At 37.6% G+C, this 25728-nt stretch carries 24 protein-coding genes; 8 read left to right on the top strand and 16 right to left on the bottom strand.

Translation table 11 applies throughout. The features are described 5' to 3' along the window. Window positions 1-56: 56 nt before the first annotated feature. A complete protein-coding gene (locus H4J67_RS15865; RefSeq protein ID WP_182204314.1) occupies window positions 57-476 on the bottom strand; it encodes an N-acetyltransferase in 420 nt (139 codons plus the stop codon). Between the two features lie 15 nt (window positions 477-491). Beyond that, complete coding sequence (locus tag H4J67_RS15870; RefSeq protein ID WP_182173792.1) at window positions 492-1040, bottom strand: NAD(P)H nitroreductase; 549 nt, start codon at window positions 1038-1040, stop codon at window positions 492-494. A gap of 270 nt (window positions 1041-1310) precedes the next feature. Here H4J67_RS15870 and sppA point away from each other — a divergent pair, with 270 nt between their 5' ends. Continuing rightward, entirely contained in the window at window positions 1311-3197 is a 1887-nt protein-coding gene (gene sppA, locus H4J67_RS15875; RefSeq protein WP_182204316.1) for a signal peptide peptidase SppA, read from the top strand. A gap of 120 nt (window positions 3198-3317) precedes the next feature. Continuing rightward, window positions 3318-4328 carry an asparaginase gene (gene ansA / locus H4J67_RS15880; RefSeq protein ID WP_182173786.1) on the top strand — a complete coding sequence of 337 codons (1011 nt, stop codon included), beginning with the start codon at window positions 3318-3320 and terminating at the stop codon, window positions 4326-4328. Window positions 4329-4699: 371 nt separating this feature from the next. On the opposite strand, the gene H4J67_RS15885 is transcribed toward ansA, so the two are convergent. From H4J67_RS15885 to lrp, 12 genes are all read right to left on the bottom strand, one after another. Beyond that, complete coding sequence (locus H4J67_RS15885) at window positions 4700-7525, bottom strand: DUF349 domain-containing protein (RefSeq protein ID WP_182204317.1); 2826 nt, start codon at window positions 7523-7525, stop codon at window positions 4700-4702. Next, a complete protein-coding gene (locus tag H4J67_RS15890) occupies window positions 7522-7812 on the bottom strand; it encodes a YeaC family protein (protein ID WP_070373547.1) in 291 nt (96 codons plus the stop codon). Before H4J67_RS15890 ends, H4J67_RS15885 begins: the two co-directional genes overlap by 4 nt. A 49-nt stretch (window positions 7813-7861) precedes the next feature. Next, entirely contained in the window at window positions 7862-8188 is a 327-nt protein-coding gene (locus H4J67_RS15895; RefSeq protein WP_182173780.1) for a hypothetical protein, read from the bottom strand. A 139-nt stretch (window positions 8189-8327) separates the two neighbouring features. Then, the gene (locus H4J67_RS15900) at window positions 8328-9818 is read right to left on the bottom strand and encodes a sodium:alanine symporter family protein (protein WP_182173777.1); all 1491 of its coding nucleotides are present in this window, start codon (window positions 9816-9818) and stop codon (window positions 8328-8330) included. A gap of 131 nt (window positions 9819-9949) precedes the next feature. Continuing rightward, window positions 9950-11077 carry a carboxypeptidase family protein gene (locus H4J67_RS15905; RefSeq protein ID WP_182173774.1) on the bottom strand — a complete coding sequence of 376 codons (1128 nt, stop codon included), beginning with the start codon at window positions 11075-11077 and terminating at the stop codon, window positions 9950-9952. Window positions 11078-11150: 73 nt separating this feature from the next. Further along, window positions 11151-11636, bottom strand: a complete 486-nt coding sequence (locus tag H4J67_RS15910; protein WP_310650649.1) for a TlpA disulfide reductase family protein — start codon at window positions 11634-11636, stop codon at window positions 11151-11153. A gap of 149 nt (window positions 11637-11785) precedes the next feature. Beyond that, on the bottom strand, window positions 11786-13066 hold the full coding sequence (gene serS / locus H4J67_RS15915) for a serine--tRNA ligase (RefSeq protein WP_182173771.1): 1281 nt from the start codon (window positions 13064-13066) through the stop codon (window positions 11786-11788). Window positions 13067-13115: 49 nt separating this feature from the next. Further along, window positions 13116-13517, bottom strand: coding sequence for a fluoride efflux transporter CrcB (gene crcB / locus H4J67_RS15920; protein WP_182173767.1), 402 nt, complete (start codon window positions 13515-13517; stop codon window positions 13116-13118). Further along, complete coding sequence (locus H4J67_RS15925) at window positions 13510-14898, bottom strand: replication-associated recombination protein A (protein ID WP_182173764.1); 1389 nt, start codon at window positions 14896-14898, stop codon at window positions 13510-13512. The genes crcB and H4J67_RS15925 overlap by 8 nt, the downstream gene beginning before the upstream one ends. Then, window positions 14885-15577 (bottom strand): outer membrane lipoprotein chaperone LolA, encoded by a 693-nt coding sequence (gene lolA / locus H4J67_RS15930; RefSeq protein ID WP_182173761.1) that lies wholly within the window; start codon window positions 15575-15577, stop codon window positions 14885-14887. Before lolA ends, H4J67_RS15925 begins: the two co-directional genes overlap by 14 nt. Window positions 15578-15623: 46 nt before the next feature. Next, on the bottom strand, window positions 15624-18077 hold the full coding sequence (locus H4J67_RS15935; protein WP_404842803.1) for a DNA translocase FtsK: 2454 nt from the start codon (window positions 18075-18077) through the stop codon (window positions 15624-15626). A 227-nt stretch (window positions 18078-18304) separates the two neighbouring features. Further along, window positions 18305-18787 carry a leucine-responsive transcriptional regulator Lrp gene (gene lrp / locus H4J67_RS15940; RefSeq protein ID WP_070373541.1) on the bottom strand — a complete coding sequence of 161 codons (483 nt, stop codon included), beginning with the start codon at window positions 18785-18787 and terminating at the stop codon, window positions 18305-18307. A 134-nt stretch (window positions 18788-18921) separates the two neighbouring features. On the opposite strand from lrp, the gene ald reads away from it, so the two are divergent. The 6 genes from ald (at window position 18922) to infA (ending at window position 23888) form a co-directional block, all read left to right on the top strand. Beyond that, entirely contained in the window at window positions 18922-20043 is a 1122-nt protein-coding gene (gene ald, locus H4J67_RS15945) for an alanine dehydrogenase (protein WP_070373540.1), read from the top strand. Window positions 20044-20203: 160 nt separating this feature from the next. Further along, complete coding sequence (locus H4J67_RS15950) at window positions 20204-21043, top strand: isopenicillin N synthase family oxygenase (RefSeq protein WP_182173758.1); 840 nt, start codon at window positions 20204-20206, stop codon at window positions 21041-21043. A 163-nt stretch (window positions 21044-21206) separates the two neighbouring features. Beyond that, window positions 21207-22163 (top strand): thioredoxin-disulfide reductase, encoded by a 957-nt coding sequence (gene trxB, locus H4J67_RS15955; protein ID WP_182173755.1) that lies wholly within the window; start codon window positions 21207-21209, stop codon window positions 22161-22163. Window positions 22164-22231: 68 nt separating this feature from the next. Continuing rightward, window positions 22232-22882 carry a leucyl/phenylalanyl-tRNA--protein transferase gene (aat, locus tag H4J67_RS15960; RefSeq protein ID WP_259368640.1) on the top strand — a complete coding sequence of 217 codons (651 nt, stop codon included), beginning with the start codon at window positions 22232-22234 and terminating at the stop codon, window positions 22880-22882. A gap of 1 nt (window position 22883) precedes the next feature. Next, window positions 22884-23585 (top strand): arginyltransferase, encoded by a 702-nt coding sequence (locus H4J67_RS15965; RefSeq protein ID WP_182173752.1) that lies wholly within the window; start codon window positions 22884-22886, stop codon window positions 23583-23585. Between the two features lie 84 nt (window positions 23586-23669). After that, window positions 23670-23888 (top strand): translation initiation factor IF-1, encoded by a 219-nt coding sequence (gene infA, locus H4J67_RS15970; protein WP_011043571.1) that lies wholly within the window; start codon window positions 23670-23672, stop codon window positions 23886-23888. 100 nt (window positions 23889-23988) lie between these two features. Here the strand turns inward: infA and H4J67_RS15975 are convergent, their stop codons facing one another. Together H4J67_RS15975 and H4J67_RS15980 are read right to left on the bottom strand one after the other, a co-directional pair. Then, window positions 23989-24462, bottom strand: a complete 474-nt coding sequence (locus H4J67_RS15975) for a low molecular weight protein-tyrosine-phosphatase (RefSeq protein ID WP_259368641.1) — start codon at window positions 24460-24462, stop codon at window positions 23989-23991. A gap of 1010 nt (window positions 24463-25472) precedes the next feature. Beyond that, on the bottom strand, window positions 25473-25728 hold a 256-nt coding region (locus tag H4J67_RS15980), incomplete at its 5' end, for a hypothetical protein (RefSeq protein ID WP_182204319.1).

The following is a 25728-nucleotide window of genomic DNA, read 5'->3' on the forward strand; positions in this document are numbered from 1 at the left end:
AATAAGCCCATAAAAAACCTCATTATTGAGGTTTTTTTATGGGTGATATATCCGGTTTACTCAGTAAGTTCTTTTACCATAAAATATTTACAGCCTGTTTTTGGATAATTTTCTTGTACCCATTTTGTTTGATACCCCTGCTTTTCATAAAACGGCATTGCTTGAAAATTCAGAGTATCAAGCATACTTAACGTACATCCCCTCGCCACTGCTGCAGTTTCAAGTTGTGCTAATATCTTAACACCCATTTTTTTACCACGAAGTGACTCGTCGACCCACAGCGTATTAATTAAAAGCCAATTACCAAAGGTGCGTGCGGATGAACCAGCAATAATGTTACCTAGTTCGTCCTTTATTTGAATAGCTAATGGCTTTCGTTCGCTTACTTCCCAGTGAGCCCAATTGAAGTCTGCAATTTTTTTATCTAAAAAATCAATTAATGCTTGCTCAGGCGCATCTAAAATTTCAATATTCATCGCGACTCCTTTATTTTACAAATATGAAACATGAGATGCTAAGGTTTTAGCGGGTTTAATAGGACGATCATTTTCGGCGGTGCCTATGTAAATAAAACCAATAATATCATCGTTTTGGCCTATTCCTAAGCCACGTTTCACTGAAGAGTCGTAGCTAAAGTCTCCTGTTCGCCACACAGCGCCATAACCTAAACTAAAAGCAGCCATTTGCATAGCATGGGCACAACAACCTGCTGCGATTGCTTGTTCAAACTTAGGCACTTTGTCGTGCGCTTGATACCGCGTGCTAACAACGATAATTAACGGTGCACGATATGGCATCTTTTTAGCTTTTTGTATTTTAGCCTCAGTAAACTGTTGAACTTTAGCGACATCTTCAAATATCTGGCTTAACTTATCTAAACCTTGTTCTTTAACAAGGGTAAAAAACCAGGGTGATAAACAACCGTGATCAGGAACGCGCATTCCAGCGTTCAATATAAATTCAACATCGCTAGCAACAGGGGCTGGTGATATTAACCTAGGATTAGATTGTCGCTGTAATAATAATTCTTTGGCATTCATTAATTATAAAGACTCATGGGTAGTTTCAATACTAAGGATTATATACCCGTTGTCCTTCAAAGTGCACGCGGATCGCTACATGTTGTTTAATAAACAACATAGATAATAATCAATACGGGTCAACCGACCGGCTCAAAAAAGTAAAGGTGTAACATATAATGAAAAAAGTTTGCTAATAACACATTTATTTACTAATCAGACTACATAAGTGATCAATAATTAAGTAGCATAGCCAGTAATTACAATTACACACTAACTGTGCCGGATATTATGACAGAACCCACATCGTTACCTAATGCTCCTGTAAAGCAAAGTGCTTTAAAACGAGTGACTTTAAAATTTTTTAGTTTATTAAATTCATTTAGAAAAATAATTATTAATGTCGTTTTTTTTCTGGTTTTATTTATATTTATCGCGGCACTTGGCAGCGATGATGACAAGACCGTTGTCCCTAACAATACAGCCTTAGTGTTAAATCTTACCGGAGATATCGTTGAACAAAAGAATGCGATTGACCCGATGGATGCTTTGATATCGGAAGCGTTAGAAGAAAAAGAAAAAAACCCAGAAGTTTTACTTAGCGACTTATTGAATGTCATTGAAAGAGCAAAAAATGACAGCCGTATAGAAATGATCGTATTACAGCTTCAAGGACTTAACAGCACGGGGTTAAGTAAATTACAAGACATTGCCCAAGCTTTAGAGACGTTTAAAGCGGCTGGTAAAAAAATAATTGCTGTTGGCGATCAGTATTCACAAGACCAATATTACTTGGCAAGCTCTGCTGATGAAGTATGGCTCAATCCTCGTGGTTGGTTGTTACTTGACGGTTATGGTCGTTATCAACTTTATTTTAAATCAGCATTAGATAAGCTTTCCATTAGCCAACATATATTTCGAGTCGGTACCTATAAATCTGCTGTAGAACCTTACATGCGCGACGATATGTCAGCGGCAGCTAAAGAAGCCAATAAATTATGGTTAACTGACTTATGGTCACAATATAAAAGTGATGTCGCAAGCAACCGAAAGTTTTCGATTAATAACTTTGATGAAAATGCTGATGTTTTAGTGGCAAAACTTGAGCAAGCTGATGGTAATATTGCGCAGTATGCTTTAGATAATCTTTGGGTTGACGCATTAAAAAATCGTCAAGAGATGAAGCTGTCTTTGATTAAACTTGTTGGAAAAAATTCTGCCGGTGATAGCTACAATCATATCAGTTTCAAACATTATTTGTCTGCTACTAAACCTATGTACCCAATGGTTAACCCAAATACCGATAAGGTCGCCGTTATTGTTGCTAAGGGGACTATTTTAGATGGTCACCAAAAACCAGGAACCATTGGCGGGGATAGTACAGCATCACTATTAAGAGAAGCACGTTTAAACAATAAGGTGAAAGCGGTAGTTCTTCGTGTCGATAGCCCAGGTGGAAGTGCTTATGCCTCTGAAATTATTCGTCAAGAAATTGAACTAATCAAGTTAGCAGGAAAACCTGTTGTTGCTTCAATGGGAACTTATGCCGCCTCTGGAGGCTATTGGATATCGGCACCTGCTGATAAAATAATCGCTTCTCCGGCAACAATCACCGGCTCAATTGGTATTTATGGATTTTTCATGACCTTTGAGAATTCATTAAGCAAACTAGGTGTTTACACTGATGGCGTTGGTACTACTGATATAGCAGGATTTGGTGTAACCCGCCCACTAACTGATGGCATGGCAAGAGTATTTCAATTAAATATTAATAGAGGCTATCAAGACTTCATTGGCCTTGTCGCCGAAAATAGAAATATGAGCCTTGAGCAAGTTGATAGTATAGCCCAAGGACGTGTCTGGTCAGGGGCAAAAGCGAAAGAGTTAGGGCTTGTTGATGAATTAGGCAACTTAACGACCGCTATTAATGCAGCAGCAGAATTAGCCGAGTTAGCAACGTTTGAAACCTTATTGATTGAAATAGAACAAACGCCAAAAGATCTTTTCCTGCAAGGGTTATTAGGTCAAGCGAAGACTTTCTTTCCTGAAACTGAAATAATAACCCTAAGTAATACGGATAAATTATTTTTAGAAATGAAAGCACAACTGTCTCACCTCAACATACTTAATGATCCGCAAGGGGTTTATTCCTTATGTATGACCTGTGAAATTAATTAGTTCGCAGTGATCTTAATCGCTTTGTTAGATTCACATGGAAGTGAATAGAGAACACTATTTAACAAGCGCACGTGATTATCAGACAAAACGAAAAGACAGTAATAATTCTAAGGTAACAACATGAAAAAACGCATTTATATCGCCTACACTGGCGGTACCATCGGCATGAAAAACAGCGGACAAGGTTGTGTTCCGGTAAAAGGACATTTAACCGAGTCAATTAATGGTACGCCTGATTTTCATCGACAAGAGATGCCTGATTTCACCATTAATGAATATTCACCATTAATTGATTCATCGAATATGACGCCGCAAGATTGGCAACGTATTGCCGATGATATAAAAGCTAATTACGATAATTATGATGGTTTTGTTGTTCTTCATGGTACAGATACCATGGCTTATACCAGCTCTGCGCTTTCGTTTATGTTTGAAAATTTATCCAAACCTGTCATTGTAACCGGCTCACAAATTCCGTTAAGCCAATTACGCTCAGACGGACAAGTAAATCTGTTAAATTCACTTTATATTGCGGCAAACTACCCCATTAATGAAGTGGGCCTATATTTTAATAATAAATTATACCGGGGTAACCGTTGCATTAAAGCTTACGCTGATGGCTTTAACGCTTTTGACTCCCCCAACATGTCGCCACTTCTAGAAGCTGGAATTAATATTAAGCTCCTTGAAGGTAAACTCAACGTTGCTGTTACTCAAGCATTCTCGGTCGCACAAATAACACCACAACCGATAGGTGTTGTTCATTTGTATCCAGGGATTTCTAGTGAACTAGTCGCCAACATTATCAAGCAACCGGTAAAAGCGTTAATTATTCGCAGTTATGGCGTGGGTAATGCGCCACAAGATGAACAGCTACTTGCTTGTTTAACGCAAGCTTATCATCAAGGAATTGTGGTGGTAAATTGTAGTCAATGCATAAAAGGGACTGTGAATATGGAAGGTTATGCAACGGGCGTCGCATTAAGTAAATGTGGTGTTGTCGGTGGTGGTGATATGACATTAGAAGCAACATTAACTAAACTACATTATTTACTCAGTAAAGAATTGCCTCAAGCTGAAATTTGTCGTCTTTTAAAAGAAAATCTTCGTGGTGAACTCACTACTCATTAAGCCTTTATGCTCTGGTTGCTATGATTAATAAACATGGCAGCCTCATTTATCTCTCATATATTTCCAAATCCCTCCTTGCCTAAAGATAAAAATAAAAATATTTAAAAACAGCGGCTTAAAATAACGTCAGTGCTTATGCTCGCCGTTTTAGAAGGAATACCCTTTAAATATACGGTTACGCGTTACTGAGAGGTAGGATGAAATTCACATTAAGTATAACGGTAGCCTGCTTTAACACGCCTTAAAAAACTGGCTAAATTTAGTAAACACCTGAGAAGAAAAAGCCACTAAATAATCAGTGGCTTTGGGGTATCGTTAAGACTATTTAATGAAATAAACTCACATTCAACTGACATTAGACTCACATAAAACTAGCAGTAAATAGCTTTAACTCTGGCCAGTAATGGTAAATCATTTGCAGACAACGCCCCTAATTTTAACCATTCAATAAGCGATTTAGTTAAATCGATAGATTGCCCTGACAACATTTGATTTTGTAATAATTGTACTTGTACTTGCATCCGCTCGGCTTTAAATTCTGCAGGTGACTCTTTACTTGCTAAAATTTCAAGTTCAAGGGTTTTGTTACTTCTGTCAATCAGTTTGCTGTTTTGATAACACTCTTGTAAACGTTTCTGCCAAACATTGGGTAAATCTACCAGTGCTTCAGAAAAATCTGCTACCGTTTCAGGTTTATTAGTGGCTAAACTTTCTAAGCAATCAAAAACAAGTTGCCAAGTCTTGGCCTTTTTATTTTCTGTCATTTGCATGAGTCGTTGAAATATTTGGGCAAGTAATTTTTCAGCTAAAGTCACAGCACTTCTTATTACCGGACGTTGACTGGTAATTTTCACTCGTAATTCTTCAATACTTACTTGTAAATTTAATAACGCTGTTTCTGATATATCTGCGACTAGTTGTTGCTGATAGCTTTGTAATTGTTGTGATAATTCAATTTGTTGATTTTCACGGTTCGATTGTTCAAGTAACTTTGCTTCATCACGCTTTGCAAATAGCTGGTCATTCACTTTTCTAAATTTTTGCCAAAGCTGATTCTCTTCACGTTGACCGCTGTAACCAAGGGATTGCCATTGTGTTTGTAATTTTTTAACACTCTCAATCGCAGAGAAAACATCATCGTCATTCAATGCTTGAGTAACTTGAGCGATCAATAGGTTTTTGCTATCACTGTTACGTTGATGATAATTTCTTAATTCAGCTTTAACGGGTTGTAAGCTCGCCATAAACGATTGACTGAGTAAGTTGAATTTAGTTTTATCAACCTGCCCCGCGTTTTGCCATTGCTGTATTAATTTATTGAGTGTTGCATCTGTAAACTTCCAATCGATGGCTTCATTATCAATGCCTTCATTGAGTTTTGCAGAAAAGTCATTGGCAAAACTTTCGGCTTTACTAATAAGTTGTTGGCGAGATTCAAGATGTAGTTCACGTAACTTTTCTTGTTCTGCATAAAATAACCGACATGGGGCAAAAGCTTGTTCGCAAAGTGCGTTGAATTGATAATTTAACTCTTTTTCAATTGATTGTTCAGCATGTCCAAGTGAATTCCACGTAACACGGAATTGTTTAACTTTTGCCGCTTGCTCATTGGGGTTATCAATGGGCTGATCAACGAGTAACTTAATATCCACAAGTAACTGCTGTTTTCTAGGCGTAGCAATAGATTGCTCTAAATCACTTAATTCGGCAATTTTATCTGTTATATCATCAAAGTCACGTTGAACTCGTAATTTTTGCTCTTCTGATAAACCATCAAAATGTTTTTTAGCTTTTTTGAAAACACCAAAAGCCGCATTGTACTTACCTGTTATTATTAAGCGCTTTACGTCAGCAATTTTTTTCTGGCATTGTGATAAAAGTAAGCCTTGTTCTTTAATTAACAATTTTAGGCCTTGCTGCCATTGTTGTTTTATTTCTTTAAAGGCGTCAACAATAGACTGTGGTAATACCCCCGCTGCTTTTAGCTCAACAGTTTTCCATTCTTGTAACCACTGATCGAACAAAGGTTTACGCAGGTTCAATTCTTCAATATCTTTAGGTAAAGCGACTTGTGATATTTTTGAAATTAGATGGGTTGCATCACTCACCGATTGTGCAATCTCAGGCAATTGAGCCAGTTTTTTTGCTTGGGCTTTTACTAAAGCAATAAAGTGCTGTTGTTCTTTACTGTTTAAGATTGAAGAGGTTATTTCTCCACGTAATTGCTCAAGTTTATCTTGATACTCAGCTTCATCAAGGTCACCACTTTCAAAAATTGTTGTGGTAAGTTTTTTACTCATTTTATTAAGGGCACTATTAAAATGCTCATTAGCCAAACGTTTGTCTGCCACTAATTTTTCAGCAATGATTTCTTGTTGATGGGCTTCATGTAACGGAGAGAAATGCTTAATGAGTTGGCTATTAATTATTTTATACTTATCTGTAAAGTTTTCAGCTTCTGGCGAAGAGAGACAAGAGAAGTCTTGATAATAGTTTTTCCACTGCGTTTCTAATTCAGCTTGTTTTTCTTTGAGTTGCAGATAATCATTTACTTCTTTCAAAGCGAGTAACTTTGCTAAAACTAACTGCACACCTTTTTTAATTTTGTCAGGTTGCTCTGCCAACTGATGTAAATGCTGTAACTGTTGCTCAATATTAGTTTTTATTTTTTCATTACATGATTTTTTAAGTAATTTATCTAACACATCGAGAGGCAATTCTTGTTCGAGTAAATAAGCTTGTACGACTTCATCTTGCTTATGGGTAAATATTGAATGGGTTAACGATGGTTTATTAATTTTTTCAAATAAAGCGATAACAACATCAGCTTGTGCTTCATTTTGTAACCATAGTTCCAAGGACGGTAACTTATTATTACTTTTCAATAAGACTAATTTTTCTTGATTACTGATCGTTATTTTATGCTGACCAAGCAGAATTTTTTCTACTTGCTTAAGACAATATTCGCGGACTTTTTTATTGTCGTTGTCGATACTGTTTTTATGCCAGACAGTAAAGTCAGCCATTTTAATAAGAGCAGCGCGGCGCACTAATTCGTTAGGGTCTGTTTGTGCAAGGTTTGTTAATATAACTAAGTCATCAGGATTGCTAAGTAATAAATCTTCACTGATTGCCGTTAACCGAACATTGTGTTCTTTACTTTGCCATTTTGCTTTGAAAAATTTAGAAAAAATCATAAATCGGAAAACCTTGCAATATTATTGTCTGGGTTGTTTTTAAGATCAGCAAACTCGCTTTTCAACTGGCGTTTAGTTTTATCTACGATAAGTCCATCTGCGCCAACACTTAAGATTTGATCTGAGTTTAAATGTCTTGATTGATAAGCCATGGTAATTTGTAGCGCTGATGTTTTTTGTGCTGTATCAACTATAGTTCCCTCTGGCCATTTGCCCGTTTCAGCGGCACACTTTAAGCGCAAGTACATTTCTTCTGACATATCGTCTACTAATGAAATAATATCCATTGTTATATTTACAGCCTTTGTTTCTTAATTCTTACGAGAAAAGTTAATGTTAATTTCGGTATTTAAGCATCAGCAAACGAATGCGGGTTGCAATATACCAAATAAAGCCAACCACTGCCGCACCAATACTGATAAAATATTGCCATGTGCCCTGCTGTGCGTCTTGCCAATACAAAAACAGAAAACCACCACAAAAAAGCAACATAGCGATAAATGAGTGATTCATCAGTTTTTGAGATTGATCTATTTTGCTTAATTTTTTCATTGATGCTATTTGACTGGCATCAACTTTGGTCAAATCGATTTCACAATGAGAGCAAGACTTCGCTTTGTCAGATATCTTTTTCTTACAGTTTGGGCAATTAATTACAGCCATAGGAAGATAACGCTCCATAAAATAATTAGTGTTAATATTCTACCTAAATTTAAGCAAAAAAAAACGTCCTATTGGACGTTTTTTAAAGTAATTTCACTTTTATTGCAAATTAATAAAAGTAAATCAATTATAAATAAAATCACTTGTTTTTATTAAAACGATCTTCCCAGAACTTTGCTTTTTCAATACCTAGATTTTTAGGGTCAAAGGTAAATTTTGTCACCCCTAATTTCTGCTGACGTTCGTAATCTTTTAGTGCTTTAATCGCGGGTTTAGCCATAAAGAAAATGGCGATAAGTGCAAAGATATTCAACCATGCCATTAACCCAACACCTATATCACCAAGACTCCAAGCAGCACTTGGTTCTGCAACAGTCCCATAAAAGACAGCTGACATTAGCACCACTTTAAGGAAGAATCTAAGTACCGGCATTTTAATTGTTTTATTAATATAAGAAACATTGTTTTCTGCGATAAAGTAATAAGCTAGTACTGTTGTAAAGGCAAAGAAAAACAATGCAATAGCAATAAAGGGTTTACCGAAACCGGTTAAAACACTATCGACCGCAATTTGCGTAAAAGCAGGACCGCTAATAACAACGTCACTTGCTAAGTTACTAACAACAAAACTAGTCGCGCCTTCAGGCATAACATTATACGACTGTGTGATTAAGATCATAAACGCAGTTGCAGAACAAACAAATAAGGTGTCAATATAAACTGAGAAAGCTTGCACTAATCCTTGTTGCGCTGGATGTTCAACTTCTGCAGCAGCAGCAGCATGGGGTCCAGTACCTTGTCCGGCTTCATTTGAATAAACTCCGCGTTTAACACCCCAACCAATTGCAGCCCCAAAGCCCGCCATTGGCGTAAAAGCATCGGTAATAATTAGCATAAAGACACCGGGTAGCTGATCAATATGCAATGCTATGATAGTACAGGCAATAATAATGTAAGCAAGTGCCATAAAAGGCACCACAATTTGGGTAAAGTTCGCAATACGCTTAACACCACCAAAAATGATAAAACCAAGTAATAAAACAATAAATACCGCGGTATATACTTTAGTTAAAGGTAAGTCGCCCATAAAAGAGCTAACTGAACCACCGGCGCCAAACACATTGACCATAGCATCACCGATGCCGTTTGATTGCACAACCGGTAGTAAAACACCACAAGCGAGAATAGTTGATAAAGCAAATATCCAAGCATACCATTTCTGACCTAAGGCTTTTTCAATGTAGTAAGCTGGGCCACCACGGTACTGACCGTCCTCTTCTTCTTTATAGATTTGGGCATTGGTTGATTCGATATAAGCCGTTGCTGCACCTAAAAAGGCAACTACCCACATCCAAAATACCGCGCCAGGTCCACCAAAACCAATAGCAGCAGCAACCCCTGCAATATTACCAGTACCAACTCGTCCAGATAAAGACACCGCTAAGGCTTGAAAAGATGAGATACCCTTTTCTGAGCTTTTACCCGAAAGTAATAGGCGAAACATTTCTCTGAAATGACGTACTTGCGCAAATCGCGTTAAGACAGAGAAAAAGACCCCCGTTCCTAAACAGAGATAGATTAAGTACGGGCTCCAAATATAGCCGTTAATGGTATTTACAATCGCTTCCACATGACACTCCAGATTTATTATTATTATTATTTAATTTGTTGTTCGACATTTGAGGCCCGCTAATCATTTAAGCACAACTTGATATAGCACTTAAACGAACATCGACCTTCAATTATTGATTTTAGATAGGTTTAGCGTAAATCATCAACAACATGATAAATAGCCGTTAAAAAGTCACGACCAAATAAGCTACTACGCGTGTCTGACCAACCGACACTGCGGTCTGGTAATAAGTCATTATCTTTAAAAGGCATTTCTACAGTATAAGACAAACATTTGAAGTTATTACCAACCCAATTAGCACCCACAGTTAAGTTAGCTTGGCCAGGCTCATCTTTATCATAACCTTTGTCATCTTGAAACTCAGGAGTTACCGCTAAAAGAATTGCTTTGAATTTTTCTTCTAAGGCTTTATGTTTAGCGTCATATGCGGGTACACCTTCACAGCCAGCGACAAAGTTAAACGGTAGAGCTTCATCGCCATGAATATCAAGAAACATGTCAACACCGGTAGCTAACATTTTCTCACGCACCAAGAATACTTCTGGACTACGTGCCATTGAAGGTTCTAACCACTCACGATTTAAATTAGTACCGATAGCATTTGTTCTTAAATGTCCTCGAACTGAACCATCAGGATTCATATTAGGCACTAAATAAAACACCGAACTGTCTAAGAGTGAGCGAGCAACGCCATCGTCTTCATCGAGCAAACGGTCAATAAAACCTTCCATAAACCATTCAGCCATACTTTCGCCAGGATGTTGACGAGCAGTAACCCAAATAACTTTCTTGTTGGGACCTTCTTCTCCAACTTTTAATACTGAAACATCGCGTCCATCGAGGGTTTGTCCTAAAACTTGCAACTGACAATCAATATCTAATTGCGCTTGATGCAGTAAGTCTTGATGACGTTCGTAGCTATAAGGAGCAAAATAAGCAAAATAAACTGAATCATATTCTGGGGTTAAAGTAATACTCAGTTTTTCTCCGTCAAATTCAGTTGGTACACGAAACCAGTGCTCACGGTCATAGGATGCCACTGCTTGATAATCTGTCCATCCTTCTGTGTAAGCAGAAGTTCCAGCATTCATTAAATGAAGGGTATGTTCACAACGTTCGGTATTATTAAGTTTAAAATGAAACCACTGATAAAAATCAGATTGGTTGTCTTTAACAATTTCAAGTTGAATATTATCGGCTTGGCTTGCATCAATAACGCGGATATTTCCACTATCAAAGTTAGAGGTAATTTGCATGACAGGATCTGCTATTTTTATTATGAATAGCCACAGTGTACACAAACAATGAAAAGATCAGAAGTAATATGCGTTAAAGTGTCCTAAGAAACAGCCCAATTTCAGAAGAATAGCCCATTGATTTTGCAATAACGGTATTTTTATCATCAATGACATAATAACTTGGATAACCTTCTATCTTGAATTGGTGCTTAATTTGCTCTGTGCCTAAGGCAATAGGGAAAGTTAACTGATGCTGGCTAGAAAATTCAAAGACCTCTTTTTTATCGACATAATCTAATGCAATGGCGATAACATTTATCTGTTGATTCTTTTCATATATCTCCTGAAGATTACCGATACTGACATGACATATTTGACACCAAGGAGCAAAAAAATAAATAATAGTAGTTTTGTTAAAATTGGCAAGTTCAATGGTTTTATCATCGAGCGTTTCTAACAAAACAGTTTGTGGCGTTATCTGTTCTCCCGATGATAGCATGTCTGATTCTCTTAACATTGTCAGTGCTTGAAAGATAGCTAAAAACACCACAGCTTGAATAAATAAACTCTTCAACACAACTCACCTTTATAAATAATATAATAACGAAATAGTTCTATTTATAGACCCGATCACCAGATTAAAAATTCAAATTAAAACAAAAAAAAATCCAATACCTAGGTATTGGATTCTTATTGCTGTCAATAAAGAGGGGTTACCAAGTAGTGTTAGCCTATTTGTGTTAAACCATTCATATAAGGTTGCAATGCTGTTGGAATTTTCACACTACCATCAGCTTGTTGGTAATTTTCTAAAATAGCGACTAATGTACGACCAACCGCTAAGCCAGAGCCATTTAAGGTGTGCAATAATTCAGGTCTCTTCGTTTCACTGCTTCTAAAGCGTGCTTGCATGCGGCGAGCTTGAAAGTCACCCATGTTAGAACATGAAGAGATTTCACGGTAAGTATTTTGTGCAGGCAACCATACTTCGATATCAAACGTTTTAGTCGCACTAAAACCAATATCACCCGTACATAAAATAACGGTACGGTAAGGTAATTCTAATCTTTCAAGAATTTTTTCAGCATGACCTGTTAAGGCTTCTAACGCAGTAAATGAATCTTCAGGCTTAACAATCTGCACCATTTCAACTTTATCAAACTGATGCTGTCGAATTAGACCGCGAATATCACGACCACCTGAACCGGCTTCACTTCTAAAACATGGCGTATGCGCACACATCTTAATAGGTAATTCGGCTTCTTCTACAATTTCATTTCTTAATAAATTCGTTAAAGGGACTTCTGCCGTAGGGATCAAAGAGAATTTTTTATTACTTAAATCCGTGTGAAATAAATCTTCACCAAATTTAGGTAATTGTCCTGTGCCGTAAAGTGAATCTTGATTAACTAAATAAGGCACGTACATTTCTTGATACCCATGCTCTTCGGTATGAACATCAAGCATTAACTGTGCAAGCGCACGGTGCATTTTAGCAATTTGACCACGCAAAACCGCAAAACGTGTGCCAGCAAGTTTTGCACCACTTTCAAAATCTAAACCGTTGCCAATACCAGCACCAACATCAACATGATCTTTAACTTCAAAATCAAAAACGCGAGGTGTTCCCCAGCGCTTAATTTCGACATTGTCATCTTCATTTGCCCCCTCAGGGACTGAATGATCGATTAAGTTTGGCACCGCTGATAGAATATCATCAATTTTAGCAAGCACATCATCTTGTTCAATTTTTGCAGCATCGAGATCAGCACCTAATTGACTCACTTCAGCTAATAATGGCTGAATATCTTCTCCACGCGCTTTAGCTTGGCCAATAGATTTTGAACGGGTATTGCGTTGATTTTGTAATTCTTGAGTTTTGATCTGAAAAGCTTTTCGTTGCTCTTCTAAATCGATTAATAACGCAGTATCTAAAGAAAAGCCACGTTTCGCTAATTGTGCCGCAGTGGCTTCGATATCATTTCTAAATAATTTTGGATCAAGCATTTTATTCACATCTACAAGTTAAGTGGTTGTTTATTTATTTTAGCTCTGCTTACTTAGTCGCATAAGTTACTAAGTAAAGCCCAATACCAGCAGCAAAAATACATAAGCTGACATTAAGTAATATATTTATCATGCCTTTTAGGAATTCACCTTGTTGCATTAACAAAAGTGTATCCAATGAAAAGGTTGAAAATGTGGTGAAAGCGCCTAGAAACCCGATACCTATTAGGGTTCGGTAGACACTTACTTCCATTACACCATTTTCAATAAGACCATATAAGGTGCCCATGATTAATGAGCCGGAAATATTAACCGCCAATGTCGCAAAAGGGAAACCTTTTCCGAGCCAATTCAATATTAATTGCGAAAAATAAAAGCGTAGACTTGCCCCACACGCTCCGCCAAGTGCTACAAATAGATATAATGAAAAGGTACTAATGGTATTAGTCATAACGTTTATTATTACTTTGGTTATTTAATTCATTGAGAAAATTTTGTTTATCTTTTAACTGTTTTTCCAAGCCACGGTCTGTTGGTTGATAAAGTAAGGTATGTTGTAAGGATTCAGGAAAATAATTTTCTCCTGCAGCAAAACCATTATCTTCATTATGAGCGTACCTATACTCGCTGCCATGACCGAGTTCTTTAGTGATACTACTGGTGGCATTTTTTAAATGAAAGGGTACGTCGAGCTCTGCAGTATTTTTAGCAAGCTCTTTGGCCTGGTTGAAAGCCATATATACGGCATTACTTTTCGGTGCTAAAGCCATGTATACAGTTGCTTGAGCTATCGCTCGCTCGCCTTCACTAGGTCCGACACGCTGAAAAGTATCCCAAGCATTAATAGCGAGTTGCATTGCTCTAGGGTCTGCATTGCCAATGTCTTCACTGGCGATCGCTAACAACCGACGGGCGACGTAAAGTGCATCTCCGCCTCCGGCTAATATTCTCGCGTACCAATAAAGTGCAGCATCAGGTGAGCTACCGCGCACAGATTTATGAAAAGCACTGATCAAATCATAAAAGGCATCACCACCTTTATCGTATAAAGCAATTTTATTGCCTGCTACTTGCACAACAGTTTCTAAGGTAATGGTAATATTGGATCCTGACAGAATATCAACGCAGTTTTCAAAGACATTCAATAGACGTCGTGCATCGCCATTAGCCAAGGTTAATAATTGCTGCTGGGCATTATCGGCAATAGATATCTTGATGTTTTTGCTGTTTTGCTGATTTTCACAAGCACGCGTTAAAATAATAGATAAGTCTTCACGCGTTAATTTTTTTAAAGTATAAACACGTGCACGTGATAAAACCGCTTGATTAAGTTCAAAAGCGGGGTTTTCAGTGGTCGCGCCAATAAAAATAATGGTGCCATCTTCAATAAAAGGCAAAAAAGCATCTTGCTGTCCTTTATTAAAACGGTGAACTTCGTCAACAAATAATACCGTGCGTTTTTTATGGCGCAGCAAACGTTGCTTAGCATTATCTATCGCTTGACGTATATCTTTAATACCTGAGGTTACCGCCGATAAACGTTCAACCTCGGCATTTGCATGACTAGCGATAATTTCTGCTAGGGTGGTTTTACCTGTACCCGGCGGCCCCCAAAAGATAACAGAATGACACTTCCCCTGCTCAATCGCGATCGTTAACGGCATACCTGGCGATAAGATATGTTGTTGACCTTGATAATCGGCTAATGTTTTAGGGCGAAGTTTGGCCGCTAATGGTTGAAACTGATCATCTTCATTGTCAGTTTCAATGATTACTTCATCAGCGAAATCTAAAGGTAAAGAGCCATTAGCGTCGTCGTTAGCGTTGATCATCTAACTCAACACCTTCGGGTATTTTAAAGGTAAATAGTGCACTTTCTGGAACAGTTACTTGATCAAACTGTGAAAGTTTAAACAGACTTAATTGCCCTGTTGCATCTAGAATAGTAAAACTATTAAGCATATTACTATTTTTCTTAAAACGTAATTCTAACGTCTTCACTTGGGCATTATTATCATTAGCATGAATGAGGTAATTGTTTTCATCGGTTGAGCTAACGCTATAATGTTGCCATAGTGTCGGATCGCTGCTTGTTAATAATAAAATAGGAGTGTTGAATAACGCTTTTTCTAAAAGATAAGCACTAACCTGCTCTACAAATGGGTCAAAAAACCATAAGGTGTCACCATCTGAAACGATTAATGACTCATCTGGTTCTGCCGTTTGCCAGTGTACTAAGTTAGGCTTTTTAACCGCCAAAGTACCCATAGCGTTTTGTAACTCATTACCTTCGCCATCCAGAACTTGCTGGTTAAAATTTGCAGTAAAATATTCAAGCTTTGCTAATTTTTGCATTAAATTACTTTTAATAATTAAAGCATCGTTGCTTGGCTTTTCTATAAAATTGGTCGGTTCATTGAACGGTAAAGCAAAAACGGAGGTACTTGCGCTGCTTAATACAACTACAGAAAAAAATGATAAAAGTGCTGTTTTTTTTAGGGAAAAATTCATTCAGTAATCCTTATAACTTGACAAAATAAGTCAGGAAAAATAACACCTACAAATCTCTTACAGGTGGTGGTGCTAATACTTCACGGGCACCGTTATGGCCTGGTGAACTTACCACACTTTGGTTTTCCATATCTTCAACAATGCGTGCTGCACGGTTATAACCAATTCTAAATTTACGTTGCACACTTGATATGGAGACACGTCGACCTTTAGTGACAAATTCAACCGCTTCGTCATACAAGGTATCCAGTTCAACCGCTTCATCGGCTTCGGCTTGCTCACCGGGTAACAAAATTTCATTATCAGCATCACCTGACAATATTTCTTCAACATAATTAGGTTCTCCACGAGATTTCCAATCGGCAACAACAGCATGTACTTCGTCATCGTTAACAAAAGCGCCGTGAACACGCACAGAAACAGCCTCGCCAGGCGGTAAATAAAACATATCTCCCATGCCTAATAGTTGTTCAGCACCTTGTTGGTCAAGAATGATACGTGACTCCATTCTTGATTGTACTCGCAGTGCCATACGGGTTGGAATATTAGCTTTAATTAACCCCGTAATTACATCCGCTGAAGGACGTTGAGTCGCTAAAATTAAGTGCATACCCGCCGCTCGTGCTTTTTGAGCAATACGCGCAATAAGTTCTTCGACTTTTTTGCCTGCAACCATCATCATATCGGCAAATTCGTCAACGAGAATAACAATCGCAGGCAACTTTTCTAACAAAGGTGGCGTTTGCGTAAAAGCATCATTAGGTTGCCAAGTAGGATCGATTAACGGCTCTCCAGCTTCAATAGCATTGAGCACTTTCTCATTGTAGCCTTTAAGGTTACGTACTCCTAGAGATGACATAAGTTTATAGCGGCGTTCCATTTCACCGACACACCAGCGCAGCGCGTTGGCCGCTTCTTTCATGTCGGTTACCACTTCAGCTAACAAATGTGGGATACCGTTATAAACAGAGAGTTCAACTTGTTTGGGGTCGATCATTATCATCCGCACATCTTCAGGTGTGGATTTATACAATATACTAACAATCATGGTATTAACCGCAACTGACTTCCCTGAGCCTGTTGTTCCTGCCACTAATAAATGTGGCATCTTAGCTAGATCGGCTATCACGGGTTTACCTGAAATATCACTACCAATCGCCATGGCTAAATGGGATCTTGATGCAGCAAATGCCGGAGCAGAAATGACATCAGTAAAATACACCGTTTCTCTATATTTATTAGGTAACTCAACACCAATAACAGATTTACCTTCAATAACTTCAACGACACGAACACTTTTAGCGGATAAGGAACGGGCAATATCTTGCGACAAACCGCTCACTTTACTGGCTTTAACGCCTGGCGCTAAATTTAATTCGAAGCGGGTAATAACAGGTCCGGGATAAACACCAACGACCTCAGCTTTCACACCAAACTCTAAGAGCTTTTCCTCAACTAGTCGACTGACTAATTCAAGCTCTTTCTCGTCAATAGGATTTTCAGTCCGGTTGGGGCGATCTAATAAATCAAGTCCAGGTAGTCCTTGATAAGTTGCACTATCTCTTTTTACCGCGACCTTTATGGGCTCTTCAACATTGATGGGTTCAACTTTCTCAAAGGCAGCCGTTATTTCATCATCGCTAACATGTTCTTGAACATTAAAAGCGAGTGGTTCACCGATAAGGTCATCTATTGCGACAAAGTGCTCAATGTCCTCTTCGAGATCAAAAGAAAGATCTTTTTTACTCGGTGCAATAATGTCTTCATGTCTTTGTTCATTTATCACATCAAAAGCATGATGTAGCTCTTCGTTTTCATCTACTAGATTTTCATCTACTAGATTTTTATCTACTTGAAAACTTGCCGGTTGTTTTTCAGTAAGCTCAGGTAAAGCCACTGGCTGTTCTTTTTTCTCAACAGTACTAACCAATACATGTTTCTTTACTTTTTCAGTCTTCAAGGCAGTGAAGTAGGCTTGTAGTTTTTCAGGTATCGTTAATAAATATTGGGCGAATAATATTGTATAAGCACCGGTTTTATCAATAAAGGCGATCAATGAGAAACCGGTTAGTAGCACAAAACCAGAGAGGAGAAAGGTCAAGAATAATAAAGTACTACCGACAAAAGAAAAATATGGCAGCACCGTTTGACTTAACGCGTCACCAATAATACCACCGGCTGAAAAGTAAAAGACATCATCAAAATTCATACTGGCGATTGATGTTATACCAATATAAAAAAGAATAAAGCCAATACACTTTAACCCTAAGGTTAAGTAATCTAATTGAATTAAGCGATGATATTTTTGAAACAATAACCACCCTGTTACTGCGGTAACAAAGGGCAGACTATAAGAAATAAAACCAAATAGGTTTAACAATAAGTCAGAAATATAAGCGCCAACAGCGCCGCCTAAATTACGAATAGGTGTTTGATAACCACTTTGAGACCAACCAGGATCAGCGGGGTTAAAGCTGAATAGCGCTAACATAATAAACATGGCAAAAAGAAAAGAAACCAACAAACCAGCTTCTAGTAATCGTTGCACACCATTTAATTTACTTTGAGTAGGAGATTCTGTAGACAATATAATAAACCGAGTTAATAACTATTTTATAGCCATACCACTCAAGTTGCAGTAATACGGGTATGTTTATATACAGTAAAATAACAAACTATTGTAAGGAGTTAAATGTTTAAATCACTTACTTGAGCTCAATGATGCGATTAACGTTTAATCGGTAGAAAATTAGTCGATTTAACCTCTTCCATCACAACATAACTTCTACTTTCGCTTACCGAGGGCAAACGAAGTAAAGTATCGCCTAGTAATTCTCGATAGGCGACCATGTCTGCTACGCGGGTTTTAAGTAAAAAGTCAAAGTTCCCAGAGACTAAATGACACTCTTGTATAACATCAAGTTCATGGACCGCTCTAGAAAAATCATCAAAAACATCAGGACTGGTTTTAGTTAAGGTTATTTCCACTAACACAAGTAACGCAGCTTCAAGCTTTTGTGGATTTAATATCGCTTGGTAGCCTTTGATATACTTCTCTTTTTCTAATCGCTTAACCCTTTCTAAACAAGGTGTTGGACTTAGCCCTACCCTCTTAGACAACTCTATATTAGATATACGAGCATTCTTTTGTAACTCAACGAGAATATTACGATCGATGCGATCAATACTTTTATTTTGAGAAGACGACATTATATAAAACACTACATTTTCTAACTGTAACAGGATTATATATCGATATATAAAATATTACGATAGGTTAATTCGAGAATAACGCATTATAATAGCCGCAAATAATATAAAAACATTTAACAGGTGAGACGATTATGATTATTGGTGTTCCTAAAGAAATTAAAAACCATGAGTACCGTATAGGCTTAACTCCAGCAGGCGTTAATGAGCTAACGGTTAATGGACATGAAGTGATTGTTGAAAATAACGGCGGCGAATCTATTGGTTTTGAAAACGAGCAATATATAGCAGCCGGTGCTAAAATTATAAACACGGCAGCAGAAATTTTTGCAACCGCTGACATGATAATAAAAGTAAAAGAGCCACAACCTGACGAGTGTAAAATGCTACGTCCAGGTCAAATACTTTTTACTTACCTACATTTAGCACCTGATGCTAAGCAAACTGAATTATTAGTTGCTTCTGGCGCAACCTGTATTGCTTACGAAACGGTAACCTCTGCTCAAGGTGGTTTACCTTTATTAGCGCCAATGTCTGAAGTTGCTGGCCGCATGTCTATTCAAGCAGGTGCTCATGCCCTTGAAAAAGCACAAGGCGGTTTAGGTGCTTTATTAGGTGGTGTACCTGGTGTTGCTCCTGCGAAAGTATTAATTATAGGTGGTGGTGTTGTTGGGACTCAAGCTGCTCGTATGGCAATAGGTATGGGCGCTGATGTAACAATATTAGATCGTTCATTACCCCGTCTACGTCAATTAGATACTGAATTTGATGGCCGTTTAAAAACAGTTTACTCTACTGCTGATGCAATGGACCAATTGATTGTTGAAGCTGACTTAGTCATAGGCGCGGTCTTAATTCCTGGTGCAGCTGCACCTAAATTAGTAACAAGAGCCCACATCAAAATGATGAAAAAAGGTGCTGTTGTTGTTGATGTGGCGATTGACCAAGGCGGTTGTTTTGAAACGTCAAAAGCAACAACTCATCAAGACCCAACGTATGTTGTTGACGACGTAGTACATTACTGTGTAGCTAACATGCCGGGTGGCGTAGCACGTACATCAACAATGGCATTAACTAATGCAACCATGCCATTTGCGGTAATGCTTGCTAACAAGGGTGCAAAACAAGCCATGCTTGACAACGTACACTTAATGAATGGTTTAAACGTATTAGGCGGAAAAATCACTTACCAACCGGTTGCTGAAGTTTTAGGCTACGACTACATACCACCTGAAGTGGCTATAGCCACTTTATAACGACTGAAAATAATACTTTGTGAGTTTTTCATAAAAACAATAAACCTCTGTTATATTTCTAATAGAGGTTTTTTTTACGATGAATCTTAAACCTGACCATATGGTTAGCTTGTGTTATATTTCAATAAATATCACTAAAATAAGAGTTAGGGAATCAATCATGGAAATTCAGGTTGTCGACTATCAAGATAAAAATGCTGGAAAATTATTTGTTCAAAGCTTAAGAGAAACAGGTTTTGGTGTGTTAATTAACCACCCTATTGAGCAACAGCTTGTTGAATCTATTTATAAAAATTGGTATGAATTTTTTAGCAGTGAAGAAAAGCATTACTTAAGTTTTGATCCAAAAAAACAAGATGGCTACTTTTCAACCGAGATATCTGAGACGGCTAAAGGGCATGCAAATAAAGATATAAAAGAATATTTTCATGTTTATCCTTGGGGCAGGATCCCCGATCAACTTAAAGATGAAATACTTACCTATTACCAGAAAGCCTCTGAACTTGCTGCAGAATTACTTGATTGGGTCGAAAAATATAGTCCGGTCGACGTCTCAGAAAAATATTCAGAACAACTGGCGAATATGATCAAAGATACGCCAAATACTCTATTACGTATTTTACATTATCCACCACTAAGTGGAGACGAAGAACCAGGCGCAGTGAGAGCCGCTGCACACGAAGATATTAATTTATTAACCATATTACCGGCAGCAAATGAACCCGGTCTGCAAGTACAAAAGCAAGACGGGTCTTGGATTGACGTTCCCAGTGATTTTGGCAGTTTAATTATTAATATTGGTGATATGTTGCAAGAAGCCTCAGGTGGATATTTCCCATCTACCAGCCATCGGGTTATTAATCCTTCAGGTAAGGCCAGTAAAAAGTCTAGAATATCATTGCCATTGTTTCTTCATCCACGAGACGAAGTCGTCTTATCTGAACGACATACTCAAAAAAGCTATTTATTAGAAAGATTAAAAGAGCTTGGCGTAAAATAGCGATAAGTGTTGGTGTATAAGGGTTTATATGCCATCACTGTACATTTAACATTGCACTCATAGAAATTTTTATCAAAAAATTAATTTACCCTCTTGAGTTCTTTGCTTAAACTCCCAACTAATACCTTATAATTTCACTTTTTATCAATCTTTGGAGTCATTCATGAGCGAAGCAAGACATTGCCCGTTACTCATTTTAGGATCAGGTCCAGCTGGTTACACTGCTGCAGTTTATGCCGCACGCGCAAATTTAAAACCAGTGATGATCACTGGTATGCAGCAAGGGGGTCAATTAACCACGACCACTGAAGTTGAAAACTGGCCTGGTGATGCCGATGACCTTACGGGTCCAGCATTAATGGATCGTATGCAAAAGCATGCAGAAAAGTTTGATACCGAGATTATCTTTGACCATATCAATGAAGTTGACTTTTCGAAACGCCCTTTTACCTTAAAAGGCGATAGCATGAGCTATACTTGTGATGCACTTATCATTTGTACGGGTGCTTCTGCACAATACTTAGGTTTACCGTCAGAAGAAGCATTTATGGGTAAAGGCGTTTCAGCCTGTGCTACTTGTGACGGTTTCTTTTACCGCAACCAAAAAGTTGCTGTTGTTGGCGGTGGTAATACCGCTGTTGAAGAAGCGTTATATTTATCAAACATTGCCTCTGAAGTTCACTTAGTGCACCGTCGTGAAACTTTTCGTTCTGAAAAGATTTTAACTGACCGTTTATACGAAAAAGTTAAAAACGGCAATATTACCTTACACTTAAATCAAACCTTAGATGAAGTGTTAGGCGATAAAATGGGTGTTACTGGCGTACGCTTAAAAGAAACGCAATCTGACACCACTAAAGATATTGACGTTATGGGTTGTTTTATTGCGATTGGTCATAAGCCAAACACTGATATTTTCAACGACCAATTAGCGATGAAAGACGGCTACTTAACGATACAAAGTGGCACTCACGGTAATGCAACACAGACCAGTGTTGAAGGTGTTTTTGCCGCAGGTGATGTAGCTGACCATATTTATCGTCAAGCAATTACCTCTGCTGGAGCTGGTTGTATGGCAGCCCTTGATGCAGAACGTTACTTAGACGCTAAAGGCTCTTAGTCATTAAAAACCAGATTGTCACATTACTCGATGTCGATGATCTGGCATTTCCTCCCTTAAAACAGGCGTTGATTGAACCTAATGGTCTACTTGCTTTTGGTGGTGATTTATCTGTAGCGCGATTAAAGTCGGCCTATCGAAGTGGTGTCTTTCCTTGGTACAGTGCTGGCGAAGCCATTATGTGGTGGAGCCCAGATCCGCGTGGTATTATCCTAACCGACCAATTACATATTAATCGCACCTTGCGAAAAGTATTAAAACAACAGAACTTCACCGTAACCTTAAATCAAGCCTTTGACCGTGTTATTCATTATTGTGCCGACGCTCCCTTTCGTAAGGAAGATACTTGGATAGTTGATGATATGTTAGCGGCTTATCAACAACTGCATGACAATGGTGTCGCACATTCGATAGAAGTGTGGATGGATGGTGAATTGGCTGGCGGTTTATATGGCGTGGCAATTAATGGCAGCTTTTCTGGAGAATCGATGTTTTATCGAAAAAGCAATGGTTCTAAAATCGCATTAGTTTATTTAAATACTTTATTAAAAGGCCAAAACATTCCATTAATTGACTGCCAAATGCTCAACCCTTTTTTAGAAGACATGGGCTGTATTGAGGTTTCACGCTCGCAGTTTATGACATTGAAAGCACAAGCATTAACGGTTTCATTACCAACGGATTTTTGGCTACCTCGCCAACTGACAGAAGAGCCTTAGTATGAGCACAAATTTTCAGTTAGGCATTACCGGTTCGTTTCCTTGTAACTACTTGCCCGACCAAGAAGAACGTTTACTGATTGCAACCGATGAACGTTTACATAACAGTGAACATTATGGCTGGTTAATGTCACAAGGCTTTAGACGCAGTGGTGATCAGATATACCGACCTCATTGTGAACTTTGCTCTGCATGCAAATCTCTGCGGGTCTTAGTTAAGGAATTTTTGTTATCTAAAAGTCAAAAACGAAATATAAAGAAAAACAACCTATTTACTATTAACATCTCAACTGAAAAAAAAGCTATTTATTACCCGCTTTACGAAAATTACATCAACACTTTACATTCCGATGGCTCAATGTTCCCAGCGACTAACGATCAATACAATAGTTTTATCAGTTGTAACGTCACAGAGCAGCTCTACCTTGAAATATGGCATGATAATCAACTTATTAGTGTTGCAGTAACCGATGTACTAAAAGATGCTCTATCAGCCGTATATACCTTTTATCATCCGGATTACAATAAATATGGTTTAGGCGTGTTTTCTATTTTACAGCAAGTGTATTTAGCAAAAGATAGGCAGAAGAACTTTCTGTATCTGGGTTACCAAATTGATGACTGCAAAAAGATGAACTACAAGGATCGTTATTACCCACATCAAGTATTGATAGAAAACAGATGGCAAACAGTAAATAAATAACACTATAGCTTTACATTCCGGCCTGTTTTCGGCATCATCTGCCCAGATTTTTGTTTATGCACAACTTTAGAGGTTTAGCGCCCAATGGCGAAAGAAGAAAATATTGAAATGCAAGGTACGGTTCTTGATACCTTACCAAATACTATGTTCCGCGTTGAACTAGAAAATGGTCATGTTGTTACGGCACATATTTCAGGAAAAATGCGTAAGAACTACATTCGCATATTAACGGGTGATAAAGTAACGGTTGAATTGACACCGTATGATTTATCTAAAGGCCGTATTATTTTCCGTGCTAGATAATTAAGACCCTATAAAGCTAAAAGCCCTGTGAATAATATTCACAGGGCTTTTTTATTGCTTTAGTTTTAGATCCTTAAACCTAACATTCAATCATTGATGATTAAGCCAGCTTTTTTAATAAGCCGTCGCTAGCATCTTCAACTAAATCTAAGACAAACTTAAATCCCCTAGCCCCACCATAATATGGGTCAGGTACTTCTAGTTCTTCAAAATTATCGGCATATTTTAAAAACAATTGAATTTTTTCATGTAAATGTTCTGGTGCTAACTTTTTTAGCTCGTTGACATTTTTCTCGTCCATCGCTAAGACTAAATCAAATTTGGTAAAATCTTCAACAATAACTTTACGCGCTTTAATTTTGTCAAATGAGTAGCCACGCTCAATCCCTATCTTTTGTGCACGATGATCGGGCTTTTCACGCGCATGAGAACCCGTTGTACCCGCAGAATCTATCGTTAAAGAAATACCCTTTTCTTTAACTTTATGACGGAAGACCGCCTCAGCACTTGGCGAACGACAGATATTGCCCATGCACACAAACAATACAGATTTAATGTTACTTAAGTCTTCCAAAATTAATTCCTTTATTATAATCAAACACTTAATAAACTCAGTTGTACATCTAACTGTATTTTATAGGTCAAACACCAACTTTATAGGTATCAATAGGTTACATTTATTTTAGGTAAAGATATAGTTCGTTTTAGGGTATTTGTAGGATATTTTACTTAACTAATCCAAGTTAAAAATTAAAATTATAATAAATCATTACGATACCTATCATCGAATCTGAATAATACCTCAAAAAATTACTAGTAAATTAATTATCATAGATATTCTCATATCTATAAATACTCAATTAGAAAATTCGACGTCCACGCTTTAATAGTTTTTTACCTTATAGGTTTTAAATTTATAATGAAGTTACTATCAGGGAACAGACCGGGAAAAGGGAACAGAACAGAACAGAACAGAACAAGAACGACCCAAAAAAGTAAAAAGATCATAAAACATACAATACATTACACGAGATTACTCTAGGTCATCTAGTGTAATGTTGTTTTGGGTGAAAAACAGGCATTTGATAAGAGAACAGGCAATAAACGGGAGAACAGTACTTTCGTCTTAAGTTAAATATTTTGGTATTACTCGAATCTCGGAATCATATAAATAATCAATGTTTATTAGTTAACCAAGAGTAACTATAGCCTTTTGATAATAAATCACATGTCAACTCGTTCTTTATTTTTTGACTACAACACATAAATACCGAGCGGAGTTCGTTACCGTAATTATCTGGCTTAAATCCACGTTCTATCGCTTTTTGATACCACTCGTATCCTTCGCTAACATTTCCAAGTAATATATTTGAAGCTCCAATCAAGGTACAAGGTCTATATTCAGAAGGAGCTAACACATGGGCTTCACTGCCTAACTTAAGAGACTCTGTGTACTGACAAAAATCACGATATGCTGTAGTGGCATAGCTACGTAGTTAACAATATTCCCTAAAACAAACATTGGTCTTGACCAAAATCGCGAAACAAATCTACTTGCTGTAACCCTTTGGAGTAATTTGAAATCTAATGATTTAAAGTGTCTCCAGATAATGGAGCAAAGGCTTTTATCATATCTGAATTATAATCTGGTTGATTTTGAAAGCGGCGCTTGTCCTGCATGTTTATGAGGCGAGTAAGACCCATAATATTCATGAAGTGGCTAAGTACTTGAGAGGCTTTATTTGTTATAGATGAAATTAATGGCATTTCAATTTCTCGAACTAAATCCATTTGTTCTGGGTGAGGTGAATCTACAAACACAATACCTGCAACTTTATCA

The sequence above is a fragment of the Colwellia sp. BRX10-4 genome (assembly GCF_014077465.1).
In the GTDB taxonomy this organism is placed as follows: Bacteria; Pseudomonadota; Gammaproteobacteria; order Enterobacterales; family Alteromonadaceae; genus Colwellia_A.

Bases quoted from the DNA above. Each gene is read 5' to 3' on its own strand.
- H4J67_RS15865 (WP_182204314.1), bottom strand. From the start codon at position 476: ATGAATATTGAAATTTTAGATGCGCCTGAGCAAGCATTAATTGATTTT.
- H4J67_RS15870 (WP_182173792.1), bottom strand. From the start codon at position 1,040: ATGAATGCCAAAGAATTATTATTACAGCGACAATCTAATCCTAGGTTA.
- sppA (WP_182204316.1), top strand. From the start codon at position 1,311: ATGACAGAACCCACATCGTTACCTAATGCTCCTGTAAAGCAAAGTGCT.
- ansA (WP_182173786.1), top strand. From the start codon at position 3,318: ATGAAAAAACGCATTTATATCGCCTACACTGGCGGTACCATCGGCATG.
- H4J67_RS15885 (WP_182204317.1), bottom strand. From the start codon at position 7,525: ATGATTTTTTCTAAATTTTTCAAAGCAAAATGGCAAAGTAAAGAACAC.
- H4J67_RS15890 (WP_070373547.1), bottom strand. From the start codon at position 7,812: ATGGATATTATTTCATTAGTAGACGATATGTCAGAAGAAATGTACTTG.
- H4J67_RS15895 (WP_182173780.1), bottom strand. From the start codon at position 8,188: ATGGCTGTAATTAATTGCCCAAACTGTAAGAAAAAGATATCTGACAAA.
- H4J67_RS15905 (WP_182173774.1), bottom strand. From the start codon at position 11,077: ATGCAAATTACCTCTAACTTTGATAGTGGAAATATCCGCGTTATTGAT.
- serS (WP_182173771.1), bottom strand. From the start codon at position 13,066: ATGCTTGATCCAAAATTATTTAGAAATGATATCGAAGCCACTGCGGCA.
- crcB (WP_182173767.1), bottom strand. From the start codon at position 13,517: ATGACTAATACCATTAGTACCTTTTCATTATATCTATTTGTAGCACTT.
- H4J67_RS15925 (WP_182173764.1), bottom strand. From the start codon at position 14,898: ATGATCAACGCTAACGACGACGCTAATGGCTCTTTACCTTTAGATTTC.
- lolA (WP_182173761.1), bottom strand. From the start codon at position 15,577: ATGAATTTTTCCCTAAAAAAAACAGCACTTTTATCATTTTTTTCTGTA.
- H4J67_RS15935 (WP_404842803.1), bottom strand. From the start codon at position 18,077: ATGTTTATTATGTTAGCGCTATTCAGCTTTAACCCCGCTGATCCTGGT.
- lrp (WP_070373541.1), bottom strand. From the start codon at position 18,787: ATGTCGTCTTCTCAAAATAAAAGTATTGATCGCATCGATCGTAATATT.
- ald (WP_070373540.1), top strand. From the start codon at position 18,922: ATGATTATTGGTGTTCCTAAAGAAATTAAAAACCATGAGTACCGTATA.
- H4J67_RS15950 (WP_182173758.1), top strand. From the start codon at position 20,204: ATGGAAATTCAGGTTGTCGACTATCAAGATAAAAATGCTGGAAAATTA.
- trxB (WP_182173755.1), top strand. From the start codon at position 21,207: ATGAGCGAAGCAAGACATTGCCCGTTACTCATTTTAGGATCAGGTCCA.
- H4J67_RS15965 (WP_182173752.1), top strand. From the start codon at position 22,884: ATGAGCACAAATTTTCAGTTAGGCATTACCGGTTCGTTTCCTTGTAAC.
- infA (WP_011043571.1), top strand. From the start codon at position 23,670: ATGGCGAAAGAAGAAAATATTGAAATGCAAGGTACGGTTCTTGATACC.